20 protein-coding genes are annotated in these 18759 nt (G+C 67.9%); 3 read left to right on the forward strand and 17 right to left on the reverse strand.

Annotated elements, in window-relative coordinates:
- The 10 genes from ACODTA_RS21710 to hisG form a co-directional block, all read right to left on the reverse strand.
- Positions 1-249, reverse strand: a 249-nt coding sequence (locus ACODTA_RS21710; RefSeq protein ID WP_489068530.1) for a translation initiation factor IF-2 associated domain-containing protein, incomplete at its 3' end; no start/stop codon positions are given.
- A 34-nt stretch (positions 250-283) separates the two neighbouring features.
- Positions 284-943, reverse strand: a complete 660-nt coding sequence (locus ACODTA_RS21715; protein WP_489068532.1) for a DUF448 domain-containing protein — start codon at positions 941-943, stop codon at positions 284-286.
- A 66-nt stretch (positions 944-1009) separates the two neighbouring features.
- On the reverse strand, positions 1010-2608 hold the full coding sequence (gene nusA, locus ACODTA_RS21720; protein ID WP_489068534.1) for a transcription termination factor NusA: 1599 nt from the start codon (positions 2606-2608) through the stop codon (positions 1010-1012).
- 3 nt (positions 2609-2611) lie between these two features.
- A complete protein-coding gene (rimP, locus tag ACODTA_RS21725) occupies positions 2612-3157 on the reverse strand; it encodes a ribosome maturation protein RimP (protein WP_489068536.1) in 546 nt (181 codons plus the stop codon).
- A gap of 133 nt (positions 3158-3290) precedes the next feature.
- Positions 3291-5243: an alpha/beta hydrolase family protein gene (locus ACODTA_RS21730; RefSeq protein ID WP_489068538.1), complete on the reverse strand. Its 1953-nt coding sequence runs from the start codon at positions 5241-5243 to the stop codon at positions 3291-3293.
- Between the two features lie 171 nt (positions 5244-5414).
- Entirely contained in the window at positions 5415-7538 is a 2124-nt protein-coding gene (locus ACODTA_RS21735; RefSeq protein WP_489068540.1) for a sodium-translocating pyrophosphatase, read from the reverse strand.
- A gap of 132 nt (positions 7539-7670) precedes the next feature.
- Positions 7671-8579, reverse strand: coding sequence for a thiamine-phosphate kinase (gene thiL / locus ACODTA_RS21740; RefSeq protein WP_489068768.1), 909 nt, complete (start codon positions 8577-8579; stop codon positions 7671-7673).
- Positions 8576-9031 carry a transcription antitermination factor NusB gene (gene nusB, locus ACODTA_RS21745; protein WP_222989142.1) on the reverse strand — a complete coding sequence of 152 codons (456 nt, stop codon included), beginning with the start codon at positions 9029-9031 and terminating at the stop codon, positions 8576-8578. The genes thiL and nusB overlap by 4 nt, the downstream gene beginning before the upstream one ends.
- A gap of 29 nt (positions 9032-9060) precedes the next feature.
- Positions 9061-10365, reverse strand: coding sequence for a histidinol dehydrogenase (hisD, locus tag ACODTA_RS21750; protein WP_489068543.1), 1305 nt, complete (start codon positions 10363-10365; stop codon positions 9061-9063).
- A complete protein-coding gene (gene hisG, locus ACODTA_RS21755) occupies positions 10355-11020 on the reverse strand; it encodes an ATP phosphoribosyltransferase (protein WP_489068545.1) in 666 nt (221 codons plus the stop codon). Before hisG ends, hisD begins: the two co-directional genes overlap by 11 nt.
- 46 nt (positions 11021-11066) lie before the next feature.
- Here hisG and ACODTA_RS21760 point away from each other — a divergent pair, with 46 nt between their 5' ends.
- Together ACODTA_RS21760 and ACODTA_RS21765 are read left to right on the forward strand one after the other, a co-directional pair.
- Positions 11067-12128, forward strand: a complete 1062-nt coding sequence (locus tag ACODTA_RS21760; RefSeq protein ID WP_489068547.1) for a DUF2332 domain-containing protein — start codon at positions 11067-11069, stop codon at positions 12126-12128.
- The gene (locus ACODTA_RS21765; protein WP_489068549.1) at positions 12121-13167 is read left to right on the forward strand and encodes a DUF2332 domain-containing protein; all 1047 of its coding nucleotides are present in this window, start codon (positions 12121-12123) and stop codon (positions 13165-13167) included. The genes ACODTA_RS21760 and ACODTA_RS21765 overlap by 8 nt, the downstream gene beginning before the upstream one ends.
- Positions 13168-13235: 68 nt before the next feature.
- Here the strand turns inward: ACODTA_RS21765 and ACODTA_RS21770 are convergent, their stop codons facing one another.
- The 4 genes from ACODTA_RS21770 to ACODTA_RS21785 form a co-directional block, all read right to left on the reverse strand.
- The gene (locus ACODTA_RS21770; protein ID WP_489068551.1) at positions 13236-14120 is read right to left on the reverse strand and encodes an alpha/beta fold hydrolase; all 885 of its coding nucleotides are present in this window, start codon (positions 14118-14120) and stop codon (positions 13236-13238) included.
- Positions 14121-14176: 56 nt separating this feature from the next.
- Entirely contained in the window at positions 14177-15076 is a 900-nt protein-coding gene (locus ACODTA_RS21775; protein ID WP_489068553.1) for a pirin family protein, read from the reverse strand.
- Positions 15073-15525 (reverse strand): NUDIX hydrolase, encoded by a 453-nt coding sequence (locus ACODTA_RS21780; RefSeq protein WP_489068555.1) that lies wholly within the window; start codon positions 15523-15525, stop codon positions 15073-15075. Before ACODTA_RS21780 ends, ACODTA_RS21775 begins: the two co-directional genes overlap by 4 nt.
- 134 nt (positions 15526-15659) lie before the next feature.
- Complete coding sequence (locus ACODTA_RS21785) at positions 15660-15944, reverse strand: BolA family protein (protein ID WP_489068557.1); 285 nt, start codon at positions 15942-15944, stop codon at positions 15660-15662.
- A 40-nt stretch (positions 15945-15984) separates the two neighbouring features.
- Here ACODTA_RS21785 and ACODTA_RS21790 point away from each other — a divergent pair, with 40 nt between their 5' ends.
- A complete protein-coding gene (locus ACODTA_RS21790; protein WP_489068559.1) occupies positions 15985-16587 on the forward strand; it encodes a J domain-containing protein in 603 nt (200 codons plus the stop codon).
- An 88-nt stretch (positions 16588-16675) separates the two neighbouring features.
- Here ACODTA_RS21790 and ACODTA_RS21795 read toward each other — a convergent pair whose 3' ends face one another.
- The 3 genes from ACODTA_RS21795 to ACODTA_RS21805 all read right to left on the reverse strand — a co-directional run bounded on the left by ACODTA_RS21795 (position 16676) and on the right by ACODTA_RS21805 (position 18742).
- The gene (locus ACODTA_RS21795; RefSeq protein ID WP_489068561.1) at positions 16676-17479 is read right to left on the reverse strand and encodes a TIGR04222 domain-containing membrane protein; all 804 of its coding nucleotides are present in this window, start codon (positions 17477-17479) and stop codon (positions 16676-16678) included.
- Between the two features lie 38 nt (positions 17480-17517).
- A complete protein-coding gene (locus ACODTA_RS21800) occupies positions 17518-18084 on the reverse strand; it encodes a glycine-rich domain-containing protein (RefSeq protein ID WP_489068563.1) in 567 nt (188 codons plus the stop codon).
- 169 nt (positions 18085-18253) lie between these two features.
- Positions 18254-18742 carry a VOC family protein gene (locus ACODTA_RS21805; RefSeq protein WP_489068565.1) on the reverse strand — a complete coding sequence of 163 codons (489 nt, stop codon included), beginning with the start codon at positions 18740-18742 and terminating at the stop codon, positions 18254-18256.
- Positions 18743-18759 lie beyond the last annotated feature (17 nt).

Raw genomic sequence — 18759 nt, forward strand, 5'->3', positions numbered from 1 at the left:
GCTGGCTGCCGGGCGCGCGGGGGCGGGCGCGGCGGGCGCCGGCGCCGCGGGAGCGACGTCCTGTTCGACGGGCGCGGCTTCGGCCTCGCCGGGTTTGCCCAGGATGCGGCGGCGCTTGACCTCCACGACCACGGTGTTCTGACGGCCATGGCTGAAGCTCTGCTTCACCTTGCCCGTCTCGACCGTGCGCTTCAGCCCCAGCGGCGGGCGCATGCCCAGTTTCGGCTTGTCGTTGTCCGTATCACTCATCGACTGATCTCAAACCCTTCATTCTTGTCCGCCGTCATGCGCCCGTGGCGCATGAACCCTGCACCGCATTTGCGCAAGGCTCCGCTTCCGATTCACTTCCGATAAAATCCCGCCAGCGGACGATGGCGTTTTTCACGCGCTCGGCTGCTGCCCGATCGGTCACCGCGACATGGACCGCGTTCTCGCGGCCCAGCGCCATCGACAATATAGTGCGTCCCACCGGCAAAGTCATGCCCCTGAGGTCGCTTCCTTCGGCATCGCTGCCCACGCGCCAGGCCTGGTCGAGCTTGCGCGTGCCGTCCGCGCTCGCATCGGCGGCGTGGAGCAGCAGGCGGACCTGGCCCTTGCGCGCGGCATCCTGGATCTTTTCCGATCCGATCAGCACCGCGCCCGATCGCGATTCGAGGCCGAGCCGGTCGAGCGCGTCACGCTGCAACGCGTCCGCGATGCGCGCGCCCAGATCGGCGGGCGCCGAAACCGTGCCGGACTTGAAGGCGCGCGCCAGCGCACCCTTCAGCTTGCCCTTGGCATTGGCGGTGTCGAGCGTCGCCCGGTCCACGCCGATCCAGGCGCCACGGCCCGGCGCGCGCGCGCGGATGTCGGGCGCGACCACGTCGTCCGGGCCCAGGGCGAGCCGGATCAATCCGTCGCGTGCCTCACGCTCGCCCGACAGGATGCACTTGCGATCGTTCATCCGCGCCCTCCCCGGTGGAAGGGCGCGTCCGAAGGTCGCGATGCCGTTCGATTACGCCTTAGCGTCTCATTGGGAGGTATCCGCAACCGCGTCCTCCCCTTCATCCTCGAACCAATGGGCGCGCGCGGCCATGATGATCTCGTTGCCCTGTTCCTCGCTCAGCCCATATTCGGCGAGCACGCCGCCCTTGTCCTCCGGGCGGTTGCCGTCGTTGCGGCGGCGCGGATCGTTGCGCTTCTTCTGGATCAGTTCGTCGGTGGCGAGATCGGCGAGATCGTCGAGCGTCTTGATGCCCGCCTTGCCGAGCGTGACGAGCATCGCCTCGGTCAGATAGGGCATGCCGGCCAGCGCATCCTCCACGCCGAGCGAGCGGCGCAGTTCGCGATTGGCTTCCTCGCGGCGGTCCAGCGCTTCCTGCGCGCGGTTCTGCAGCTCGGCGGCCAGTTCCTCGTCGAAGCCCTCGATCATCGAAAGCTCGTCGGTCTCGACATAGGCGACTTCCTCGAGCTCGCCAAAGCCCTCGGCGACCAGGAGCTGGGCCAGCGTCTCGTCGACGTCGAGTTCGTTCTGGAACATCTCCGAACGCTCGATGAATTCGCGCTGGCGCTTCTCGCTCGCGTCGGCCTCGGTCATGATGTCGATCGCCTTGGCCGTGAGCTGGCTGGCGAGGCGGACATTCTGGCCGCGACGGCCGATGGCGAGGCTCAACTGATCGTCGGGCACCACCACTTCGATCCGGTCTTCTTCCTCGTCGAGGATCACGCGGCTGACGCTGGCGGGCTGGAGCGCGTTCACCACGAAGGTCGCCGTGTCCTCGGACCAGGGGATGATGTCGATCTTCTCGCCCTGCATCTCCTGCACCACCGCCTGCACGCGGCTGCCCTTCATGCCGACGCAGGCGCCGACGGGATCGATGCTCGAATCATGGCTGATCACGCCGATCTTGGCGCGGCTGCCCGGATCGCGGGCGGCGGCCTTGATCTCGATGATGCCGTCGTAGATCTCGGGCACTTCCTGCGCGAACAGCTTCTTCATGAAATCGGGGTGCGCGCGCGACAGGAAGATTTGCGGCCCGCGATTCTCGCGGACGACGCGCAGGATCAGCGAGCGGACGCGATCGCCGACGCGGACCACTTCGCGCGGGATCTGCTGGTCGCGGCGGATGACGCCCTCGGCGCGGCCCAGGTCGACGACGACATGGCCGAACTCGACGCGCTTGACGACGCCGGTGATGATCTCGCCCGAACGGTCCTTGAATTCCTCATACTGGCGCTCGCGCTCGGCATCGCGCACCTTTTGGAAGATCACCTGCTTGGCGGCCTGCGCGGCGATGCGGCCGAATTCGATCGGCGGCAGCGGATCGACGATGAAATCGCCGACGACCGCGTCCTTCTGCAGCTTCTGCGCTTCCTTCAGGTTCACCTGCTTGAAATAGTCGTCGACCGCCTCGACCACCTCGACGACGCGCCACAGGCGCAGGTCGCCGCTATTGGGGTCCAGCTTGGCGCGGATGTCGTTCTCGGCGCCATAGCGCGCGCGCGCGGCGCGCTGGATTGCATCTTCCATCGCCTCGATCACGATGCCCTTGTCGATCATCTTCTCGCTGGCGACCGCATTGGCGATCGCGATCAGCTCGGCCTTGTTTGCGGAAATGGCTGTAGCCATGGCTTAGTCCTGTCCTTCCACTTGAATGCTGTCCGCGCCGTCGGCTGAAAGCGGCGCGGTCGCGGCGATCAGCCGGTCGGTCATGACCAGCTTCGCGCTTGCGATATTGGCGAAGGGCGCGCGCATCTCGCCCGCCTTGTTTACATCGATGACGACGATATCGCCATCGATTCCGATCAGGTTGCCGGTCAGTTGCTTGCGGCCGTCCTGCGGCTCGGCAAGGTTGATCCGCGCCTCGTGCCCGGCCCAGTCCGAGAAATCCTGGAGCCGGGTAAGCGGACGGTCGATCCCCGGCGAGCTGACTTCGAGGCGATAAGCCTCGTCGATCGGATCGCGGCCCTCGGCCTCCAGCGCGTCGAACCGGTCGGAAATGCGGCGCGACAGCGCGGCGCAATCGTCGATGGTGAGCTGGCGGGTATCGGGGCGTTCGGCCATCACCTGCAGCGTCCGGTCACCTTCGCCGCCGAACAGCTTGACGCGCACCAGCGCGAAGCCGAGCGCTTGCGCCTCGGGCTCGATCAGGCTGGTCAGTAGGTCGATGTCGGCCATCGGGTCTCCGGAAATGAATATGCGGCTTTGCCGCCGGAACCTTGCGGTTGCCGGCCTCGCCATTGTTACCGATGTCGAGAAAGCACGTGCGATATAGTGCGGCTTCGCGCCGGGAGCAAGCGGTGATGCGCGATCAGGCCGGGTTGTGCTTCGTCAGGAACGCTTCGAGCCGGTCGAGCCAGTCCTGCATGTTGGCGGGATCGCTGAAACCATGTCCTTCGGTCTCGTAGGTCCTGAACTCGACATCCTTGCCCGCGCGCTTCAGTGCCTCGGCATAAAGGCTCGATTGTTTGTAGGGCACGGTGCGATCCTCCTTGCCATGCGCGAGCAGCACGGGGATGCGCAGCCTGTCGACCTGCTGGAGCGGCGAGATGGTCGCGAGATCGAAGCCAGGCCCGCCGCGCACGGTGTCGCGCCAGTCCTTCCGGTAGCGCTTCGATATGGCGTAGGTCAGGCTGTATTTGAGCTGGCGGTTGAAATCGCTGACGCCGGCGAAGCTGGCGGCGCAGCGATAGCGTTCCGGATTGCGCGTCGCGCCCCAGAGCGCGGCATAGCCGCCATAGGATGCGCCGACGATGCACACGCGCTTGGGATCGATCAGTCCCTGCTTCGCCAGCCAGTCCATGCCATCGTCCAGATCGTCCTGCATCGCGCGGCCGATCTGCCCCTCGCCCTTTTCGTAGAATTGCTTGCCATAGCCGCCAGAGCCCCGGAAATTGGGCTGGAACACCACATAGCCGCGATTGGCGAGGAACTGCACCTCGGCATCGAAGGCCAGCTTGTCGCGCACGTCATAAGGGCCGCCGTGCGGCAGGATGATCAGCGGCAGATTCTTTTCCGGCCGGCCACGCGGCAAGGTGAGATAGGCGGTGATCGCCAGCCCGTCGCGCGCCTGATATTCGACGGCGCGGGTGGGGGAGAGCTGGTCCGCGCGCAGATCCTTGTTCACATAGGCGACGCGCCGCAGCACGCCGTCGTCGATATTGTAGAAATAATAATAGCCGGGATCGCTGGCCGATCCGATCCAGTACAGCATCTTCTTGCCGTCGGTGCTGCGGTTGACCAACCGGCTTTGCCGCCCCTTCAGCGCCGCGTCGATCTGCGACTGATGCGCCTTCATCGCGGGATCGAACCAGACGACGCGATCCTGATCGTCGACATAGCGGATCGCCTCCACGCCGGTCCCGTCGTCGTTGAGGTCGACATCGGAGAGATCATATCTGGGATCGCCGAACACCAGTTCGCCGCGCGTCCGAGTCGCGTAATTATATTTGTAGAGCGCGAAGCGGCCGGTTTCCTTGTTGGACAGGACGAACCCCTCGTCCGATTCGCGGTTGAAGCGGAGCAGGTCGAAGCTCGCCTCGTCATCGTCGTAGCGGGCCTTGCCGACGGTGCGGAACTTCTCGTCGGCGCCCCTGCGGTAGACCAGCGACCAGGCCCGCTCGCGAAAGGCCATGCCGGCGCGCACCGTGCCGGCCGAATCGGCGAACCACTCCCAGACCGGCGCCATCGGCTTGACGATCTCCTGCATCGCGCCGGTGGCAAGCTCGACACGGTAGACCGACGGCCAGTCGTAGATCGTCTTCTGGATCTGCATCAGCAGATAGACGCCCGCAGGATCGACATGGAGGACGTCGTCGCCCTCCAGCCCCTGATTCTTGCGGCCGATGAAGCTCATTTTCTTGGTCGCAAGATCATAGGCGAGCAGGCGGGTCAGCCGCGCCTCGTCGTCGAAATAGGGGACGGTGGACGCGATGCTGACCAGGATACGGCCGGGGCCGGCCCAGCGATACCAGGCTATCTCCGCCTTTTCGGGTTCGCCGAAGGAATCATAGGTGCCGTCCGCCAGCGTGAAGATCGCGATGCCGTCGCGTCCGCCGCTGGTGGTGCTGGCCAGCAGTTTCAGCCCGTCGGGCGAAAGCTTCGGCCCACGCAGCGTCGGCTGCGTCGCGAAGGTGGCGCTCGGAATCCTGGCGGGCGGGCCAGCGGGACGGGCGGGTTCGCTCGCGGCCGGAGCGTCCGTCGCAACCGGCGCCGTCTGCGCGAATGCGGCGGCGGACGCGCACGCCGCGCCGAGCGCCAACATCGAAAAACCCCGTTTCAAGCCCGCTCCCCCGAACGCCCCATCGGCCCGGATTATGGAAATACGGCTTCGGCTACAAGGCGTTCGGTCCATTTCGGACCCGATAAAGCCCGATAAAGAAAGCCCCGCCCGGACACTGTCCGGACGGGGCGAAGTCGATCGATGCGTGTTCGGTTACATCGCGCCGTGCGCCAGCGCCGCCAGCAGCAGCAGCGCGACGATGTTGGTGATCTTGATCATCGGGTTCACCGCCGGACCGGCCGTGTCCTTGTATGGATCGCCAACCGTGTCGCCGGTCACCGCGGCCTTGTGGGCTTCGCTGCCCTTGCCGCCATGATGGCCGTCCTCGATGTACTTCTTCGCATTGTCCCAGGCGCCGCCGCCCGAGGTCATCGAGAGCGCGACGAACAGGCCGGAGACGATCACGCCCAGCAGCAGCGCGCCGAGAGCGGCGAAGCCGTTGGCCTGCCCCGCCACCGCCGTGATCACGAAATAGACCACGATCGGCGCGAGCACCGGCAGCAGCGAGGGGATGATCATCTCCTTGATCGCCGCCTTGGTGACGAGGTCCACCGTGCGGGCGTAATCGGGGCGGCTGGTGCCGTCCATGATGCCCTTGTTGCTGGCGAACTGCTCACGCACGTCCTTCACCACGTCGCCCGCCGCACGGCCGACGGCGGTCATGCCCATCGCGCCGAACAGATAGGGCAGCAGCGCGCCCAGCAGCAGCCCGACGATCACATAGGGATTCTCGAGGCTGAAACTGACCTGCAGATCGGGGAAGAATTCCCGAAGGTCGGTGGTGTAGGCGCTGAACAGCACCAGCGCGGCGAGGCCCGCCGAGCCGATGGCATAGCCCTTGGTGACGGCCTTGGTGGTGTTGCCCACCGCGTCGAGCGCGTCGGTCTTCTCGCGTACGCTGTCGTCCAGCCCCGCCATTTCGGCGATGCCGCCGGCATTGTCGGTGACGGGACCATAGGCGTCGAGCGCGACCACCATGCCGGCCAGCGCGAGCATCGAGGTGGCGGCGAAGGCGATGCCGATCAGCCCGGCGAGCTGATAGGCGATGACGATGCCGACGACGATCACCAGCGTCGGCAGCGCGGTCGCTTCAAGGCTGATGGCGAGGCCCTGGATCACGTTGGTGCCATGGCCCGTTTCGGACGCCTTGGCGATCGAGCGGACCGGGCGATAGCCGGTGCCGGTATAATATTCGGTGATCCAGACGATGAGCCCGGTGACGGCGAGGCCCACCATCATCGACCAGAACAGGTCCATGCCGGTGAAGGCGCCGATGCCGCTCAGATCGCCGCCGATCGGCGTGCTGAGATCGCCGAGCGTCCATTGCGTGACCCCGAAGATCGCGGGGATCGAGAGGATCGCGGTGGCGAGGAAGCCCTTGTAGAGCGCGCCCATGATCGAGTTGCTCGAACCCAGGCGGACGAAATAGGTGCCGATGATCGAGGTGAGCGCGCAGACGCCGCCCACGCCGAGTGGCAGGCTCATCAGCGCCAGCAGCGTGCTGTCGTCCACGCCCGAGACGAGCAGCGCGGTCAGCACCATGGTGGCGCCGACGGTGACGACATAGGTTTCGAACAGGTCGGCCGCCATGCCCGCGCAGTCGCCGACATTGTCGCCGACATTGTCGGCGATCACGGCCGGGTTACGTGGATCATCCTCGGGAATGCCCGCCTCGACCTTGCCGACCAGATCGGCGCCGACATCGGCGGCCTTGGTGAAGATGCCGCCGCCGAGACGCGCGAAGATCGAGATGAGCGAGGCGCCGAAGGCGAGTGCCACGAGCGCGTCGATGACGGTCCGATCTGCGGGATTGCCGACCGGGTGCCCACCGGGGCCGGTCAGATACCAGAAAAACGCCGAGATCGCGAGAAGCGCGAGGCCCGCCACGAGCATGCCGGTGATCGCTCCGGCCCTGAATGCGACGGTCAGGCCGGATTGAAGCGACCCGCGAGCGGCTTCGGCGGTCCGCACATTGGCGCGAACCGAGATGTTCATGCCGATGAAGCCGGTCACGCCCGACAGCACGGCGCCCAACAGGAAGCCGATCGCGGAGGTGAGGCCGAGAAAGAGGAAGACCAGCACCGCGACGACGACGCCGACTATGGCGATGGTGCGATATTGCCGGCCAAGATAAGCCTTTGCGCCTTCTTGTACGGCGCCTGCGATTTCCTGCATCTTTTCGTTGCCGGCGGATGCTGCGAGCACCTGTCGGCTGGTAATGAAGCCATAGAGCACGGCTATCAGGCCGCACACTATGGAAAGGGTGACGACGGTCATCAGGTTTCCTTCCCCTGTTCCGGGCATATTGAAGCACGCGAACACTCGCCCCCTGTTGTGGTTTTTCGGGGCTATGCAGGGGTATAGGGGGCGGTTTCTCGCTTTTGCAAGCCAGTGCGGGCGCGGCGAGGATTATCCGTGGAGATAGCCCAGCCGGGCGGGTGGCGCGACGGCCTCTTCATGATGGCGGATCGAGAGCCCGCCGCCCGCCGTGACGACGCCGATGCGCGTCGCCGGAACGGGGGGCATGATGGCGGCGGGGGCCGCGAACAGCAGTTGATAATCGTCGCCGGCGGTCGCGGCGGCCAGGCGCGCCTCGCGGCCGTCGCCGTTGAGCGCGCGATAGCCGTCAGACAGCGGCACCGCCTCCAGTTCGATCGCGATCGCGACGCCGCTCGCTTCCGCCATGCGGGCCGCATCGAGCAGCAGCCCGTCGGATACGTCCATCATCGCATGGACGACGGGCGCGAGCGCGCGGCCGTCGGCGAGGCGGGGGGTGGGGCGGCGATAGGCGGCGAGCAATACGGGATCGGCGGCGATCAGGCCCTGGGCCATGGCGAGGCCCGCGCCCGCGTCACCGATCGTGCCGGTCACGAACAGCGCGTCGCCCGGCCGTGCGCCGGTGCGCGAGGGCGCCGGGCCTTCGGTGCGCCCGATCGCGGTCAGCCCCAGCGTGCGCGGCGCGCCCGCCGGCAGCGAGACGGTGTCGCCGCCCAGCAGCGGCACGTCATAGGCGGCGAGCACCGCGTCCAGCCCGGTGAGGAAGTCGGCTTCCCATCGGGTGTCGGCGGCGAGCGCATAGCCTAGCAACACCCCGGCGGGCACGGCGCCCTTGGCCGCCAGATCGGAGAGGTTGACCGCGACCAGTTTCCACGCGACGTCGCCCGGCGGATCGTGCGGCAGGAAATGCACGCCCTCCGCGATCATGTCGTGCGTCAGCACCAGCCCGTCGAGCACCGCCGCGTCGTCGAGAAGGCCGCGCGCCGCCGGATGGCGCGCCAGGCCGCGAAGCGCCGCGATGAAGGCGGCCTCGCGGCTCAGCCGCGCACCGCCTTCGCCACCGCGTCGAGCAGGCCGTTGACGAACCCGGCCTCGCGCTTGTCGTAAAAGGCGTGCGCGACGTCGAGATATTCGCTGATCACGCTGCCGGTGGGCACGTCCGCGCGGGCGAGCAGTTCATAGGTGCCCGCGCGCAGGATCTGGCGCATCGGCTTGTCGAGCCGTTCGAGCGACCAGCCGCTGGCGAGCTTGCCGGCCACGATCGCGTCGATCTCCGCGCGGCGCGCATCGACGCCCGCCACGACATCGTCGAAGAAATCGATCTCGGCATCGGCATATTCGACCTCCTCGATCGTCGCGCCCAGCCGGTGCTGGTGGAATTCATGGAGCAGCACGCGCAGCGGCGTGCCTTCCATCTCCATCTGGTAAAGCGCCTGCACGGCGGCGAGGCGGGCGGCGGAGCGGGATTGGGCGCGGTTGGCGGGTTTGGTCATCGATCGATCTTATCTCAAAATAGGCGCGGTCAGGAGAGGCGGAGCGCGACCGACCTGGCGTGCGCCGGCAGTCCTTCCGCATCGGCGAGCGCGACGGCGGCGGGGCCGATCCGCTGGAGGGCGGCGGGATCGCAGGCCAGGAAGCTGGTCCGCTTCATGAAGTCGAGCACCGAAAGCCCCGACGAGAAGCGCGCGCGCCGCCCGGTCGGCAGCACATGGTTCGGCCCGGCGACATAATCGCCCACCGCCTCGGGCGTGTGGCGGCCGAGAAAGACCGAGCCGGCATGGCGCACGCGCGCGAACAGCGGCTCGGGATCGGCGACGGCGAGTTCGAGATGTTCGGGCGCCAGCCGGTCGACAAGCGGTAGCGCGGCGTCCAGCGACGGCACCAGGACGATCGCGCCATTGGCCAGCCAGCTTTCGGTCGCGGTCGCGCCGGTGGCCAGCGAGGCGAGCTGGCGCGTGACGGCGGCGGCGACGGCATCGGCGAACGGCGCGTCGTCGGTGAACAGGATCGACTGGCTGGTCGGGTCGTGCTCGGCTTGGCTCAGCAGATCGGCGGCGATCCATTCGGGATCATTGTCGCGATCGGCGACGACGACGATCTCCGACGGGCCGGCGACCATGTCGATGCCGACGACGCCGTAAAGCTGGCGCTTGGCCTCCGCCACCCAGGCATTGCCGGGGCCGGTGACGACATCGACCGCGCCGATCCGGGCGGTGCCATAGGCGAGGGCGGCCACCGCGTGCGCCCCGCCGACGCGCCATACCTCATCGACGCCCGCGATCTCGGCGGCGGCGAGGACGAGCGGATTGGTCTCGCCACGCGGCGTGGGCGTCACCATGGTCAGCCGGTCGACCCCCGCGACGCGCGCGGGAATCGCGTTCATCAGCACCGAGGACGGATAGGCGGCGCGCCCGCCGGGAACATAGACGCCGGCGGCGTCGACGCCGCGCCAGCGCGCGCCGAGCCGGACCCCCGCCGCGTCGACATTGTCGCTGTCGGCGGGCTTCTGCTTCAGGTGATAGGCGCGGATGCGATCGGCCGCGAGCTCCAGCGCGGCGCGCAGTTCGGCGGGCAGGCAGTCGAGCGCGGCGCGGCGCTCGGCGCGCGGGACTTCCCAGCCGGTCGTGTCGAGATCATGGCCGTCGAACTTGAGCGTCAGCGCGTGGAGCGCGGCGTCTCCCTCCGCCCGGACGCGGGCGAGGATCGCGGCCACGTCGCGCGAGACATCGGCGTCGCTTTCCCGGCGCGCATCGACCAGCGCGGCGAAATCGCGCGCGAAATCGGGCGCGGCGGCGTCCAGGCGCAGCGGTCCGGCGTCAGGCCGCATCGCGATTTCCGGCGATTTCGCGGAACCGGTCGACCAGCGGCACGATCTCGCCCGCGCGCATCTTGAACGCGGCGCGGTTGACGATCAGCCGCGCGGACACCTGCGCGATCACCTCGACCTCGACCAGGCCGTTCTCCTTGAGCGTGCGGCCGGAGGAGACGAGATCGACGATCCGGCTCGACAGGCCGAGCAGCGGCGCCAGCTCCATCGCGCCGTTCAGCTTGACGCATTCGGCCTGCACGCCGCGCGCCTCGAAATGCTTCCGCGTCAGATTGGGATATTTGGTGGCGACGCGCACATGGCTCCAGCTTCGCGGATCGTCCTTCGCGGCGAGATCGACGGGTTCGGCGATCGACAGGCGGCAATGGCCGATGCCGAGATCGACGGGCGCGTAGAGCTCCGAATAATCGAATTCCTGCAACACGTCCGATCCGACGATGCCGAGCTGCGCCGCGCCATGCGCGACGAAGGTCGCGACGTCGAACGCGCGAACGCGGATCAGCGAGATTCCCGGATGGTTGGTCGAGAAGCTGAGCGCGCGGCTGCCCTCGTCCGAAAACGCGGGTTCGGGCACGATGCCCGCGCGTGCGAGCAGCGGCAATGCCTCTTCCAGGATGCGCCCCTTGGGCACGGCGATGATGATCGGCTGGGCCATGATGGCCGGCGCTTTACTTGGGCGGGCACAATAGGGCAACTGAGCCGTGGCCAGCCAATCAGACTCCACGGTGCTCGACACGTTCCGCGCGCAGGCGGAGGCGTGCCGTGAGATGGGGGCGCCGCGCACCGCCGCGATCATCGACGCCGCCGCCGACCTCGCCGATCCGTCCACATGCACCGGCCGCCGCATCCTGGGCATCACCGGCGATTCGTCGCGTTTCGGCGGGGCGACGGGGCTGCGGCTGGCAGGCGGCCTGCATGCGCTGGCGCGCAGCGGCGCGGTGCCCGAACTCAGCGCCTATTACGCGGCGGCCAGCGACGACGCGCACGCCGCCGTCGCCGCCGCGCTCGGCGCGCGGGATGCATGGCTCGAATCCTGGCTCGATCTGCCGCCCCAGACCAACGAGACCGCGCGCTCGGCCGCGGTGATGGCCGGGCTGCTGGTGATGGCCGAGCGGTTCGGCCTGCCCTTCGAACTGCTCGAACTCGGGGCGAGCGCGGGGCTCAACCTCAATGTCGCGCGGTATCGCTTCGATCTTGGCGGTGTCGTGGCGGGCGATCCCGCTTCGCCGCTGGGCTTCGCGCCCGAATGGCGCGGCCCGCCGCCGCCAGCCAATCCCGTGCGGGTGCTCGCCGCGCGCGGGGTCGACAGGGCGCCGATCATCGTCGCCGATCCGGCCAATCACGAGCGGCTGATCGCCTATATGTGGATCGACCAGCCCGAGCGGATCGCGCGGGTGGAGGCGGCGCTGGCGGTCGCGGCGGCGCATCCGCCCATGCTGGACCAGGGCGACGCCGCCGACTGGGCGGAAGCGCGGCTGGCGGAACCGCGCGCGCCGGGCGTCGCGCGCATCCTCTATCACACCGTCGCCTGGCAGTATTTCGACGAGGATGACAAGGCGCGCATCCGTGCCGCGCTGGATGCGGCGGGCGCGGAGGCGACGGCGGAGACCCCGCTCGGCTGGCTGGGGCTGGAGGTCAATGACGATCGCAGCGCCTATGAATTACGGCTGACGATGTGGCCGGGCGGCGAGACGCTGCACCTGGCCGATTCGCACCCGCATTGCGCATGGATTCAGTGGCACGGGATCGAACGGCATGGCTGACGCCGACACCAATTTGCAGGCATTCGAGGCGCAGGCGCAATATTGCGATGCCAATGACGCGCCGATCACTGCGCGATTGTGCCGGGGCATCGCCGCCGCGATCGATGCGGGGACGGAAACGGGGCGGCGGATCCTGGCATGGCCGGGCGCGCCGATCGCCGACGCGCTGCCGCTCAGGACGGTGGGCGGCTTCCATGCGCTGTGGCGTGACGGCCGCGCGCGCGACCTCGACGCGCTGTTCCAGGGGCGCGAGGCGGATCGTGAGCGGATCGCCGGGGCGGTGCGGGCCACGCTCGAGGCCCATGACGCGGAGATCGCGACCTGGCTGGGCGGTCCGCCGCAGACCAACGAGCCGGGCCGCTCGGCGGGGCTGATGGCCGGGTTGCTGGTGCTGGCGCGGCGGTTCGGGCCGCGCTTCGAATTGCTGGAGATCGGATCGAGCGCCGGGCTCAACCTGCTGATCGACCGATACCGGTTCGATCTGGGCGGGGTGATGGCGGGGCCGGCGGCCTCGCCGGTGCTGATCCGCCCCGAATGGCGTGGTCCGCCGCCGCCCGCCGCGACGGTCGAGATCGAAAGCGTGCGCGGCGTCGATATCCAGCCGATCGACCCGACCTCGGCGGAGGCGGAGCGCCGGCTGCTCGCCTATATCTGGGCCGATCACGCGATCCGCTTCCCGCGAGTCGCGGCGGCGATCGACATGATCCGCGAAAAACCGGTGATGCTCGATCACGGCGACGCGGCGGACTGGGTGGAGGCCCGCCTCGCCGAGCCACAGCAAGCCGGCGTCACCCGCGTGCTGATGCATTCGATCGTCTGGCAATATATCCCTGCCGCCGGCCAGGCCCGGATCGAGGCGGCGATGCGCGCGGCGGGCGAACGGGCGAGCGAGGAACGGCCGCTCGGCTGGGTCCATCTGGAAGCGGACCGGACGATGAACCGCCACGACCTGACGGTGCGGCACTGGCCCGGCGGCGGCGAACCGGTGCTCCACGGCCATGCCCATGCGCACGGCTTCTGGGTGGAATGGCTGCAATAAATTCCTCCCTGGAGGGGAGGGGGACCAACGGCCCATAGCTGTTGGTGGAGGGGTAGGCGCGATGCTGGTTAAGCCTGAAACGCCCGGATCGCCTGTGTCACCGCTTCGGGATTCTCCCACGGCACGAAATGCCCGGCATCGACCTTCACGATCTTCAGGTCGGGCACCAGTGCCTCAAGCCCATCGAGCTGGCAGGGGAGCAGCGCGGTGTCGCCCAGGCCCCAGATGACCAGCACCGGCATCCGGAGCGGCGGGAAGGGTTGGGAGAGGAAGGCTGGCGGTTCGGCATCCTCGCCGGTTTCCGGCACGACGATCGACGATGCGCGATACCAGTTGAGCATCGCGGTCATCGCGCCGGGCTGGCTCCACTGATCGAGATAGACCGCCCTTTCGTCGCCTACCTTCGCGGTATCGACATGCTTGGCGAAGGTGCCGTCGAAGAACGCCTCCAGCCCGATCGCCTCCAGATGCTTCTCGAGGTTCGGGTTGCGGAAGGCGCGGATATACTGGCTGGCGGCGCGCTGGGCCGCGTCCTCGATCAGCGATTTCTGGAAGACATAGGGGTGCGGCGCGTTGATGATGATCAGCCGCTCCACCCGGTCGGGCCGGGTGAGCGCCGCCATCCAGGCGATCGCGCCGCCCCAGTCATGACCGACCAGTGTGAAGCGGCCGATGCCGAGCGCGTCGGCGAGCGCGATCAGGTCGCCCACCGTCTTGTCGGGCGCATAGTCCGAAACCTCCGGCGGCTTGGACGAACGCGCGAAGCCGCGCTGATCGGGCGCCACGACGAAATGATCCTCGGCGAGGTCGGGAAGCTGGTGCCGCCAGGTGCGGTGCGATTCGGGAAAGCCGTGGAGGAAGATGATCGGCGGGCTGGCCGGATCGCCCCCCAGCGCCACGTCGAGCTCGACGCCCGTGGGCAACGCGAAACGTTCGTGCCTGATCTCAGCCATGCGATCCTCCCTGTGTGAGCGCAGCTTAAGACGGTCCGGCGGCGGAGGCGAATCCGCTACGGATAGCTGACGGTATTGGGGATTTCGGGGATCGGGATGAATTCCTTGTCGTCGCCCGGCACCTTGGGAAACCTGTCCTGGTTCCAGTCCTGTTTCGCCTGTTCGATGCGGTCGCGGCGCGAGGAAACGAAATTCCACCAGACATGGCGCGGCGTCGCGAACGCCTCTCCGCCGCACAGCATCACGCGGCCCCCCTGCTCGGATCGCAGCGTCGCGCGCGTGCCGGGCCTGAGCACGTAGAGCGTCATCGGATCGAGCACCATGCCGTCCAGGCTGGCCTCGCCGATCGCGACATAGAGCGCGCGCTCGTCGGCGTCGGCGTCGATCGGGATCGCGCTGCCCGCGCCGAGCAAAATGTCCGCATAGATGGTGCCGGCATAGGTGGTCGTCGGCGCGGTCTTGCCCCACAGGCTGCCCATGATGACGCGCGCCTGCACGCCCTCGTCCCTGACGATGGGCAGTTCGGCCCTGGCGACATGCTCGAAGGCGGGCGCGATCTCCTCGTCCCTTTCCGGTAGCGCCAGCCAGGTCTGGATGCCCGACAGCGCGGGGCCGGCCGCGCGCTCGCGCCGCGGCGAACGTTCCGAATGGACGATGCCGTGGCCGGCGGTCATCAGGTTCACCGCGCCCGGCTCGATCGTCTTGAAGGTGCCCAGCGAATCGCGATGGTCGATCGCGCCGGCGAACAGATAGGTGACGGTGGCGAGGTTGATGTGCGGATGCGGGCGCACGTCGATGCCCTCGCCCACCGGCAGGTGCGCCGGCCCCATCTGGTCGAAGAAGATGAAGGGGCCGACCATGGTGCGCGGGCGCGAGGGCAGGGTGCGGTGCACCTTGAATCCGCCCAGGTCGTGCGTCACGGGCGTTATGGTCTGGATCACGGGATCGTCGGTCATGCGGTTGCTCCGGTGGCTGTCTGGAGGAGTGCGACCAGATCCTCGGGATAGATGCGTTCGGGATGCGCGGCGATCTCATCGGGCGTGAACCAGCGCCACCGCGTCATCACGCGCCGTTCGAGTTCGGTATGACGTGCCGTGTCGATCGTGGCGTCGACCGAGCGGACCAGGAACCAGCGTTCGTCGGCGGTGACGGGCACCCCCTCCAGCGTGACGAACTCGATCTGCCGGCGCGCGATCTCCTCGCCCGGATCGGCGTCGATTCCGGTCTCTTCCAGCAATTCGCGCCGGGCCGCTTCGTAATAGCTCTCACCGGGATCGACCGCGCCGCCGGGCGTGCACCAGAAGGGCGGCCGATCGTCCGGATCGAAACGGAACAGCAGCGCCCGGCCCGCCGGATCGATCAGCAGGATGCGGGCAGCGGGGCGGGCGGTTCGGACATCGGTCATGCGCTGAGCCTAGAGCGGTTCCGGGACAGGTGAAATCGCCTGCCGCGCCGGGATCCGCGACGGACGAACGTCGATCCGAAATGTGAATCAGGCGCTAAGCGACAGGGTGAGGGCGCGATTCACGCTTTCATGGGCTATTCGCCCGGCGCGCGCGCCTTGATGGCGAGCGCGTGGACCGCGCCCTGCATCAGGTCGCCGAGCGCGTGATTCACCATGCGCTGCCGCGCGACGCGGTTCTGGCCGGCGAACGCCGCGCTTTCGATCTCGACGGTGAAGTGCGATTCGCCGCTGCCGTCATCGCCCATATGACCGCGATGCTGCGCGCTGTCGTTGATCACGGCGAGCCGTGCGGGAGAGAGGGCCGCCGTCAGCCGTGCTTCGATTTCAGTGGCCACGGGGCCTTTTGTCGGGGTCTGCATCGGCCCTATATAGGGGGTTTGATCGGGATCGGGAGCGGTTTTGAGCGACGGACAGACAGATGAGGGCAAGCGGCGCTCGCGCTTCCATGGGCGCGTGGAAGGTGGCGGGCGGCTGTGCGATCATGCCGGTTGCGACCAACCGGGCGAGTTCCGCGCGCCCGGCGCCCGGCGTTCGGGGTTTGACGGCCCGGGCGACTGGCGGTGGTATTGCCTGGATCACGTCCGCGCGTTCAACGCGGGCTATAATTTCTTCGAAGGCATGGATGCCGATGAGATCGCGGCGGCGCAGCGCCCCTTTGCCGGCTGGGAGCGCGAGACCCGCGCCTTCGCGACGGGCGGCGCGGACCGGCCGCCGCGCTGGGCCGATTTCTCCGATCCGCTCGACGCCATATCCGCGCGCTTCCGCGACACCGCGCCGCAGCCGCGCGCCGACGGCAGGCCGCTATCGGGCGACAATCGCAAGGATCTGCAATTGCTGGGGCTGACAGCCGACGCGACGCGCAAGGAATTGCGCCAGCGTTACGCCGATCTGGTGCGGCGCTATCATCCCGATCGCAATGGCGGCGATCGCAGCCATGAAAAGGCGCTGGGCGATGTGATCGCGGCCTATACGCGGCTGAAGGGTGCCCCTGCTTTCGCTTAGGGGGCACGAGGCGGGTGAGTTCACTCGCTGGCCTGGATTTCAGTCCGTCGCTCCAGCGAAAGCTGGAGCGACAGGTGATGGGGGTGCCTCAACCGCCGCAGCCGCCGCACCCCCCGCCGCCGCACCCGCCTCCGCCTCCACCGTCACCACCCCCGCCGCCGCTGTCGCCAGAGCTTGCGCTGCGAAGCTGGTGAAAGGCGGCCCAGCCTGAACCGGCGAGCACCGTGGTGCCGAACAGCGCGACGGCAAGGCCGATCTCCGAGTTGGTCGGCGCCTGTTTGAGCCGCGCGGAGCGGGCGGTGGCCTGTTCGAGCGCGTCCTGGCCCGCCCGCGTCCGTCGGTCGACCGCGAAGAAGCGGATGAGCGCGAAGACGGCGGTGACGATCAGGAAGGCGGTGAGGAAGCCGACCGGGCGGCCGCGCGCGTCGCCGATCAGCCATTTGGTCGCGCCGAAGATGATCAGCAGCAGATAGGGCGATGTCTGCCAGAAGCGCATCTGGAACAAGGTCGCCCGATCCATCAGCAGGCCGGAGGCGGTGAGCCGGCGCTCGACCGGTTCGGCATAGGGGCGCAGCGTCTTTTCGATCGCCGGCCATGACATGGGCTGGGGCAGCGCGAGCACGCTGTGCTCGGCCGCGCCCTGGCCGGCATCGCGCGCGACGGCGCGGAAATTGTCCTTGCCGATCATGTCGAGCGCGCGAACCGACAGCAGCCGCGCCACGACGGCATCGGCGAAGCGCGCCGGGCCGCCCGCCAGCCATGCAAGGTCGTCCGCGTCGGTCACGCGCTGGCTTCGTCCGTCGGGGCGCAGCCAGCGCGGAATGGCGAAGCCCGCGAAGATGGTGAGGATCAGCAGTACCCCGTACAACAGCAGAAAGGGTCCGCCGGTCATGTCGAAGGGTCCAAGTGGCATAATCTGGGTCTTTCTCCCTACCAGTAAAGGAAATGGACGACGGCGATGGCGCCGGCCAGCCACAGCAGCGGCCGGACCACCCGTCTCGGAATGATGAGCGCGTCGCGCGGATGGACGCGCCGTGCCCTGGGATCGTCGATCAGCCGCCGCGCCGCGCTTGGCCACAGATCGGCGGGCGGCGGGGCGCCAAAGGCCTGTTCGTAGCTTTTGAGCGTCTCGGCATATTGTTCGAAATAGCGATGTTGCTCGGCGCCGCCGCCCGCGGTCGGCCCATGGTGGAGCGGCCGGCCAAGCACCTCCGGGCAGAAGCGCTCCCAGTAATCACGGCTGTAGGTGAGGTGGAGGTGCCAGGCCTGGTCGACCGCGTCGGACGGCGTCACCTGATGATCCACCGTCGCCGCGAGGAAGCAGAAGCGCTTATATTCCTCGATCACGCGCTGGGCGTGCGCGCCGGTCCAGCCATTGTCGCGCGCCAGCCGTTCGGCGAAGGGCAGGGCGGCGTCTTGGGGGCCGATGATGTAAGGGGAAAGCGCGGCCCAGACCGGGTGGTCAGGTGTTGCAAGCAGACTGTGTGTCTCGCTCATCTATTATGTCTATTAGCATAGTAGATATTGCGAATCGATGAAAAAAAGCCCGGCCTCAACCATCTGAGTAGAGCCTGATTCACGCCATCGGTGGAAGCGCGTAGCGCTTCCACCTCAAGCGATCAGGCTCTAGGCCGGGCTCGAAGAAATATCGCCCTGTCGATGCCGGTCAGTCGACGAGTTCGCCGTCCGCCGCGGCTTCCACCCTGGCGATGTCGATCCGCTTCATCGTGAGCATCGCCTGCATCGCGCGTTTGGCGCGGGCTGGATCGGGATCGCCGAGCAGCGCGATCATCCGCCGGGGCACGATCTGCCACGACAGGCCGAACCTGTCCTTCACCCAGCCGCATTGCTCGGATTCGGGCACGCTCGACAGCGCGTCGGTCAGCCGGTCCGCCTCGGCCTGATCATCGCACATGATCTGGAAGCTCACCGCTTCGTTGAACCTGAAATGCGGGCCGCCGTTCAGCCCGACGAAATTCTGGCCGGCGACGACGAACTCGACGGTGAGCACGCTGCCCGCGCCGCCGCTGGGATTGTCCGCCGGCGAGCGATGAATCGCGCCGACATGCGAATCGGGCAGGTGTTCGGCATAGAAGTTCGCGGCTTCCTCGGCATTGCCGTCGAACCACAGGCAGGGAATGATCTTCTCGGACATGATCCGTCTCCTTGTTT

The sequence above is a fragment of the Sphingomonas sp. FG14 genome (assembly GCF_057809675.1).